Source organism: Oligoflexus sp. (assembly GCF_035638955.1).
GTDB lineage: Bacteria > Bdellovibrionota_B > Oligoflexia > Oligoflexales > Oligoflexaceae > Oligoflexus.
Genome location: NZ_DASQYZ010000078.1, coordinates 1 through 7,321, shown reverse-complemented (window position 1 = coordinate 7,321; position 7,321 = coordinate 1). Strand labels below are relative to the sequence as shown.

Sequence of the window (7,321 nt, the reverse complement as noted above, 5' to 3'; positions counted from 1 at the left end):
CGTGGTCCTAAACTTCTGATTCCACAGGAGCAGGTCGGGATCAACATCCCGGTCACACGGCAATCCATGTATGTGCTTGGATAGAAAAGTACACTAAACTCTTTTTATGACTGTCTCAAAATAGCTGATTTATTCCGCCTTCATCAGCATCGTCTATGGGGTCCATTTTAAGCCGGAAAAACGCGCCTTCTTGCAAGCAAAAAAACGCTGCAAAATAGCAATTCTTCGTGGACTCTCGCATATAAAAGCGATTTTGGAAGACACCATGCCCGGGTGCATAGTGTTTGAAATTGATTCATACACTCAAGCAGGAGCTATGGTTTTGACCGGTCGCGTGGATGCCGTGGTCGCCGATTTGAATACCAGGTCCACCCTCACCAAAAACGCATCTGATGTCATGCTCGAATTTGAACTCATCGAGAAATTGAATATTCCCGCCGGTCTTCTCTCGCGAAACAAGGAACGGCTCCTCAAATTGAAACCTGCTTTTGAAAAATTACAGGTAAACGAACAGTATGAAAAGATACTGGCTCGCTATTTGGAGCCTGGCACCATAGCCAGCTACCGACGCCCTGTTGATTTGATTAAACTCGACGGTCTATGAGCGGATTCGCAGAGTGGCCATAAGCACTTTCGAAAAGGCGCTGCTTAGCGCGGAGCCTGACAGGTGAACAAAGTCTCCGACTCGCGGCCTGGCGGTGACACTTGATACCGGCCCAGGATCCGACGTGGTCGACTCAGAAACCGCGCGGTCCGCTGGGTAAATTTCAAGTTGTCCGGTAGCAACCACCGGGATGCAAGGCACGGTAAGACCAATGGTCGGGTCTACTTCAGGCAGCTGGGTACCATCCACCGGACTGAGGGCCTGGCCCGCCCTCAGACTCCCCGGCCCGACATCGCCGTGGGCTGGAGGGGAGAGCGGACCGGAGGGAAAAATCCAGGAAAGGGGTTTGGTGCCCATTCGTGTAAATTCCTAGCAGATCTGACTTAAGTATCCGATATCTTTAGCTGCGAAAATCTGAAAATTGATCGGAGCGTCTGAAATTTCACATCAATCATTTCTGGTAGTTAAGTCTGATCTGCTAATCCGTGAGCGAATCGTCACAAACCCCCGTCTTAAGTTTGGACCCTAGTCTTTGAACTCACAGTCGCTGGCTGGAGCTGGAAATACGATAAAACTTTGTGAGCCTGAAAATGAGAGCCTTTCAACCTGTATCACGAGTTCCTCGCGCAGACCGCGTTGACAGGCTTTAAATTCAGGCCTGTAGTCAGACCTTTCAGTAATTCGCTTGGTCCCTTTGATCTCCAACAAGCCCGCTTTTTTCAGAATATCGTCATAGGCAGAACAGGCTTCACCCCTGATGTCTCCCTGAAAATAAACAGCATCCGTGTTTTGATTCAAAAACTTGCTGGGATAGTAAATGCCGGCTGAACCGTAACTCGTGTTAAGAGTCATGCGGACTCCCCCCCCGAAATCTCCGAACGTTCCATCCACGCAATTGATGCTAGCGGGACTGATTTTGGCTGTGAATTCCTGCTCAGATATGAGCTTTTCCTGGCTAAAAGCCGAAAACGGCGCAACAAGCAAAAGAGATCCCAGCAACGGAAAAGACTTCATGGCTTTATTCCTTATTGAAAATTGGCCTGACTACATCAGGATCCTTCAAAATATAGAACCACCGCCGATTTGCGCAAGAGCGCCTCTGCTTATGGCTGCCATCAGGAAATTTTATAGGGGGTTGATTAGCTATGAAAATGGTACAGCGGTGAGTAAACCCCCGGGTCGCCCCGTGCAATGCTCGTCGCTAGAATTCACCGAGCCAGATTAGCATTAAACTGGGCCATTAGCTTCTGCCAATCTGGACTTTTTTCCATATCGAGTATCTGTTCGTTCAGCCAATCCAGGAGGGCGGGATGGCCCTTGGGACTCACCAACGTCTTCCTTTCAATAACTCGCAAAGGTTTGGGGCTGACATAAAGCTGGTCTTCGAGATGCTGCTGCTTGATCAGGTAATTCACCATGAAGTGCCCGGCAACAAAAAAGTCGGCCCGCTTACGAGCGACCATCAAAAGACAAAGGCTGAAGTCGGTAGCTGTGTGCACCGACACCACGCTATCCAGGATCAGCTTCTCGACATCCGGATCGCGGCGAAGGCCGCTGGTTATGACCACAACCTTGCCACGGATTTTTCCCGATTCCAGGGAATCCAAGGGTTTGGAACGATGCGAAACGATAACGTTGGCATCTTCCATTTGCGATCGCGTCCAATCAAATTTTGCCGCATCGGTATCGTCGAACCAGTCCTTGGCCACAAAAGGCACGATGGCTGACTGAGTCATCTTCAGCAGGCGTTCGGTAGGAACGCGGGGCACCGTTTCCAAGCGAAACTCATAACGGCCGCGACCTCGCCGATTCAGTTCGCGCTGAAAATCATAGATCAGGCCTTTCTGGGCGGCACGATCCATGACGAATGGAGCGAAATCATAGGGTGTGAAAAGTTCAACTCGGGTCGTAGCCCAACCCGACGCGCTTCCAAGAAGCACCAGGGTAACAAGAACAATACGAATAATGGGCACAGGAGTAGTCCCCAGAGTTATCAGTGAACATTCATGCTTAACTTATCATCCTGGACGGATAATAAGGGAGTAAAAATGCGATTTACTGCCAGATGCCGAAGAGAACGGTTTTGCCTGCACACTTGCTGTCCAGCTCGGTTCAGGCTTTTGGCTTACGTTCCCCGATGAGGATGGCAATTGCCTGGTTGAGCCAGGGGGTGATCATATCGTATGACTTCCTGTCCATAATCACGAGAAACCGCCCGAGGAGCCACTCGTTCCGCATTTTTTCGGTGAGGACGTCGGGCGCGAGATCACTGTGCATGCCAGCAAGGATGTCAGCCCGCCTGAGTTCTTCGGCGACTGTTTCGAGCTGCTCGAGTGCCGGGGCATTGTTGATGCGGTGTATGTATTCCAGCAAGGCAAGATTGGACATCGTCGCCGATCCTTCACAATGGTCAGAAGAGAATCGGATCGGGGCAGGCCTTTGTCAACCGAATTGAAGGTTCACCGTTTGAGCCGGGGTATCAAAACTCACTCGCTTAATTGCTTTACTTTTGCAGCTTCGCCAGCCATTCCCGGCGCAGACGCTCCTTCGCCGCAGAATCCCTTTTGCTTGTCACGTCGGTTAATATCCTGGCCTTTTCAGCAGCTGACAAGGGTGCTCGCATGAGCGCCTTCGAAAAGGCCCGCCTGAGCGTTGATCCAGACAGATGATCAAGGGTATTGCCCGCTCCTGTTTCGGAGCTGGGAACCGGTTTTTTGTCGGCAGCTTCTCCAGTTTCTACCAGCTTAGGCTTGAAAGTTGAAGACTTCGAGTCTCCCAGGTCAGGGTTCAACTCAAGCTGCCCGATATCCAAAAGGCTGCGGGGATCTGACCTGCCCCCGAACCCCACCGGCCGGGCACCGCTCGAGGCGGAGGGAAAGACGGCCTCGATAATCAAAGCAGTTGCTGGATCTGGAGCGGGTGCAATCACAGGTTCGGAAACAGCCGCTCCGTGTGGTCTGAAGGTGTGCATAGACCCGCTCCCAGAGTTCCGCATCGTTGGAATCGCCATGCACAACCCAGCGGTCCAGCACCCAGGATTCACCCCCCCGACCCCAGCCGCGTACAACGATATCCACATGGCTTGGGTGCGTGTCCACGCCCGCGGTGATCACTCCAATTCCGGCTGGAAGTTTAGCGGCCGGCCAGTAGCTTTCCCGTAGATCGATCAGTGCATCCGGATCCCGCGTAGTGATGTTGTCTTCTTCATAAGGTTCGCCAAGGCAGTTGTTGATAAAGACTTTCATTTCGACCGAGTTGTCGATGCCTTTGCGAAACTGCTCCAGGCATTTGCTCCAGGACCACATACCGGGTGGCGCATAGAGAGCAGGAAGATGATAGCCGCGGGCGCCATCCACAGGATTTGCTGTGGGACGCCATTCACCAAGTCCAAGCATTTCTGTTTTGTCCTGTTCATAGTGTTTATACCGGCAACGAATACAAAGATAAGCCGGATTATCGTTCGATCGATCCATATTTGGCCACACCAGCACCTGCATTTCCCCGCAGCTCAGGCAAGGGACAAAATATTTCCTTTGGTCGGTGGTCAGATACTCCCGATCGATGCGGCAGTGATCCTTGATCGTGGGAGTGGAGTTATAGAAAATCTTTTTACGGCCGTCATAAGCCGATGTCCTGTCAAGCGCAATTCCGCACGGGTCACCGTGTCCCTCGCAATCCTCTTCATAGGCTGAAACCTCATCAAAAGCCAGATACTGCGCGCTCTCGGACCTCAGCGAAGATTCCGAGGTACTTGTCGAAAGCGTGATGTGGCCTCCAGGAAATTGCTTCGATATGAGGGTGTCCTTGTCTTTTTTGCTGTGGGGAAGGTGCTTCTGATGGTCCTTGACTTTCTCCCGAAGGTCGCGACAGTTGGCGATGATTGGATTTATACGCTGCTTGGAGAATTTATCGCGCAGCTCGGCAACAGGTTGCACGATAATCATCGGAGCCGGTGCCGCCCCCATCACCCAAAGCATCCAGGATAGAATGGTGAGAGTTCCGCCCGTTTGCCAGCCCTTCATAAGCACCACCCGCTCGATGCCGTTGTCAGGCATTAGAGCGTCCATGATTTCGTAAAGGTATGGCGTGCGTGAAAAATCTACGAGTCCAGGGAATGGGTTTTTTCCTAAGACGAGGTAAAGGTTTTTCTCTGCGTATTGGGCGATGGTTACATCAGGATTCGGCAGCATGCCGTAATAGAAATCAGGAAGGACACTTCCAAGGCGAGGAGTCAGATAATCACGTCGGGGGCGCTTGTTCATCCGCCTCCTTTGCCAATGGCAGAGTACCGAATCTGTCGCAAAGCATGTCACGCAGGGCTTTGGTTATGGACGCCTTCTGATAAACGCGAAATGCAAGGCCCAGTTCACCAAAGTCCTTGGAAAACTCTGCAATCCTTTCTTCGCCAAAATTTCTCCGAATGAAGTCGGTCATCAGTTTTTTAAATTCGCGTTCGCTTTCGTTAGGGAGATAGAGAAGGCTATCACGCGTGGCACGCGCGGCAGTGAAGGCTTCAGATTTGAACTTGTCGATGCTTGTGAGGTTAACAGCTTCTCTTTCAAAGCTGATTTTGGCCTGCAGAGCTTCATAATGCCGCTGAACCTTATTGGATTCAATAGTTTCCATCTCCTCCGATTCGGAGGTCTGAGATACGTGAGGCGAAGCGTCAGGCCTCCGATCCTTCCTGTGGTCCTTATTAAGTTGCCATTCAAGGCAACCATCATAGATAACAATCCGCGGCTTGCCATCTTCCGAAGCAACTGATTTGCATAGGCGTTCGCCGCCTTTGATTGCGCGACTTACAGCCGCGTGGTCAACGCCTATGATGCGGGCAAATTCCCGAATTGATGCTGTTGCCCGATCCATGCAGCCTCCTGTTTAGTCGCGCCTGGATAGTGAGGCGGACCAGGGTTGTCATAGCGGGGAAATCTGGTTAAGGGAAGTTTTCTGGTGTCCGCTAAAAGCGGACGATGGGCGTAGGCGTTTTAGTTGACAAGCAAATATTTTTAGCTGTTCCGAAAAAAGTAATACTTTGCTCGTGAGAGGAATTGGTGCTTGGATGCTGGCTTTTAAACTTGCCTATCACTATTACTGTTCACTTATGTAGAGCACGACCAAGCTCAACCAAAGAAAAACAATTTGCCGTCAGAATCCTTGCTTTGATTTGAAGGCAAGAAGCGCTTACTATGTAAGCAGAATTAAACAAATACCTCAGACAATTCTTGCTCTAATAGGGCTATTTCATCTAAAGAGGATCTATGGCCATTTTGTCAGACACGTAAGCAAAGAATTCGTCTTTTCAAGCCAAAGTAAACTGCATCATATTTTCAACTTTGGTCTTGCTATGCCTCATGGCTAACGCAAACAGTCAAAGCATAGACAAAAAAAATGTTGTTTTGGAATCGGCCACCAAAAATTCGGGCTATCTTAGCCAGCAATTGATTAAGGCATACACCATAATATTCAAAAAATACGGTATGACGGTTATTGTACGGGAATATCCTCCCCAAAGAGGACTGAGCGAACTTCAGAAAGGTACGGTTGATGGCTCAGTCGGGCGAGCAAAAAACCTGAACACAGTCCCAGGTCTTTCTCATTTAATCCGAGTGGAAAGTCCGAGTGCTATATTGTTTGCTACTCTTTGGTGCCACGTTGATCCAAAAAAAATCCTGGCAGCATCGACTAATAAGACCATCAGGGTCACATACGTTCGTGGCATTATAGTTGTTGCTGACCTTATGAAGGCTTTAAACAACAGTTCAGTCGAGAAAATCATCGTAAACGACTCTTTAATCTCCTATAAAATGCTTCAAGCTCGTAGAACGGACTGCATGATAGATTCGGATGCCCTGCTGGATTCAGAGACAGTACCGGTGCGAGATCTGGAATCTTACTATAGGCACGATCTTTTAGCGAATCCGGTTTACCTATGGCTCTCTCCAAAATTTTTGCCGCTAAAAAAAGCAATTGAAAAGGATTCGAAAGAATTTCCATTTGAAGAAAAGTGGCTCAAAAGATATCGCCCAGAACCGAAAACCTGTGAACCATATTCGATTCCAAATGTTTGTCCAGATGGAGTTATTTTCAAATGAAAGTCTGACTGACAAGCATTCATGACTCGCACAAGATGTGCCGGCGCATAAGGGCAAAGTACAAAAAGATGGCGATCAATTTCGTGGGAATGGTGCTGCTCGCTATGTTGCGACAGTATTTCCTTTTTTTGCGTCGCCAGAGGCATACCTCATAGATGACTATCCGCGGCCTGCCGTCTTCGGAAACAACCGATTTGCGCACACGTTCGCCGCCTTTGATGGCACGGCTTACAGCTGAATGATCAACGCCTATGATGTGGGCGAATTCTCTAATTGATGCAGTTGCGCGATCCACGTAAACGATGGCCATCAACTTTCTAAGGTTGAAGCCTGCTCCGGACATGACGGCGTTGATTCCATCGCCTTTTGCACCCAAAAGATGGTTTCGCCCGAGCCTGTGATCGTGCTTCATGTGCCCAATAACGGGTTCGATGCTTGATCGGCGCTTAATGTTCGGCGGTGGATTCCTTGCCTTGCCGGCGATATACGCCTTTGATCCCCATATCAAACCGTCAAAGCCTTTGTACCCCTGGTCCAGATAGACTTCCTCCGGCCAGAGATTATGAAGATTTTTGATCATCCAGAGTGTATCAGAGAGGGTGTGGCCGTCATAGGGATTTCCCTG

Annotated in this window: 7 protein-coding genes and 1 pseudogene; 2 read left to right on the top strand and 6 right to left on the bottom strand. The window is 49.8% G+C overall.

Annotated features, from left to right (window positions below; translation table 11 throughout):
• Positions 1-265: 265 nt before the first annotated feature.
• Positions 266-604, top strand: coding sequence for a hypothetical protein (locus tag VE954_RS07490; protein WP_414698981.1), 339 nt, complete (start codon positions 266-268; stop codon positions 602-604).
• 525 nt (positions 605-1,129) lie between these two features.
• Here VE954_RS07490 and VE954_RS07485 read toward each other — a convergent pair.
• The 5 genes from VE954_RS07485 to VE954_RS07465 all read right to left on the bottom strand — a co-directional run bounded on the left by VE954_RS07485 (position 1,130) and on the right by VE954_RS07465 (position 5,470).
• Complete coding sequence (locus VE954_RS07485) at positions 1,130-1,618, bottom strand: hypothetical protein (RefSeq protein ID WP_324951251.1); 489 nt, start codon at positions 1,616-1,618, stop codon at positions 1,130-1,132.
• A gap of 194 nt (positions 1,619-1,812) precedes the next feature.
• On the bottom strand, positions 1,813-2,577 hold the full coding sequence (locus VE954_RS07480) for a transporter substrate-binding domain-containing protein (RefSeq protein ID WP_324951249.1): 765 nt from the start codon (positions 2,575-2,577) through the stop codon (positions 1,813-1,815).
• Positions 2,578-2,716: 139 nt separating this feature from the next.
• Positions 2,717-2,992 carry a hypothetical protein gene (locus tag VE954_RS07475; RefSeq protein WP_324951247.1) on the bottom strand — a complete coding sequence of 92 codons (276 nt, stop codon included), beginning with the start codon at positions 2,990-2,992 and terminating at the stop codon, positions 2,717-2,719.
• A gap of 404 nt (positions 2,993-3,396) precedes the next feature.
• Positions 3,397-4,866 (bottom strand): terminase gpA endonuclease subunit, encoded by a 1,470-nt coding sequence (locus VE954_RS07470; RefSeq protein WP_324951246.1) that lies wholly within the window; start codon positions 4,864-4,866, stop codon positions 3,397-3,399.
• A complete protein-coding gene (locus VE954_RS07465) occupies positions 4,844-5,470 on the bottom strand; it encodes a hypothetical protein (protein ID WP_324951244.1) in 627 nt (208 codons plus the stop codon). The genes VE954_RS07470 and VE954_RS07465 overlap by 23 nt, the downstream gene beginning before the upstream one ends.
• A 485-nt stretch (positions 5,471-5,955) precedes the next feature.
• Here VE954_RS07465 and VE954_RS07460 point away from each other — a divergent pair, with 485 nt between their 5' ends.
• Positions 5,956-6,696, top strand: a complete 741-nt coding sequence (locus VE954_RS07460; protein ID WP_324951242.1) for a hypothetical protein — start codon at positions 5,956-5,958, stop codon at positions 6,694-6,696.
• 19 nt (positions 6,697-6,715) lie between these two features.
• Here VE954_RS07460 and VE954_RS07455 read toward each other — a convergent pair.
• Positions 6,716-7,321, bottom strand: a pseudogene (locus tag VE954_RS07455) (hypothetical protein); the annotation flags it as partial.

Excerpts from the sequence above, each read along its gene's own strand:
- VE954_RS07490 (WP_414698981.1), top strand. The coding sequence starts at position 266 with ATGCCCGGGTGCATAGTGTTTGAAATTGATTCATACACTCAAGCAGGA.
- VE954_RS07485 (WP_324951251.1), bottom strand. The coding sequence starts at position 1,618 with ATGAAGTCTTTTCCGTTGCTGGGATCTCTTTTGCTTGTTGCGCCGTTT.
- VE954_RS07475 (WP_324951247.1), bottom strand. The coding sequence starts at position 2,992 with ATGTCCAATCTTGCCTTGCTGGAATACATACACCGCATCAACAATGCC.
- VE954_RS07470 (WP_324951246.1), bottom strand. The coding sequence starts at position 4,866 with ATGAACAAGCGCCCCCGACGTGATTATCTGACTCCTCGCCTTGGAAGT.
- VE954_RS07465 (WP_324951244.1), bottom strand. The coding sequence starts at position 5,470 with ATGGATCGGGCAACAGCATCAATTCGGGAATTTGCCCGCATCATAGGC.
- VE954_RS07460 (WP_324951242.1), top strand. The coding sequence starts at position 5,956 with ATGGCTAACGCAAACAGTCAAAGCATAGACAAAAAAAATGTTGTTTTG.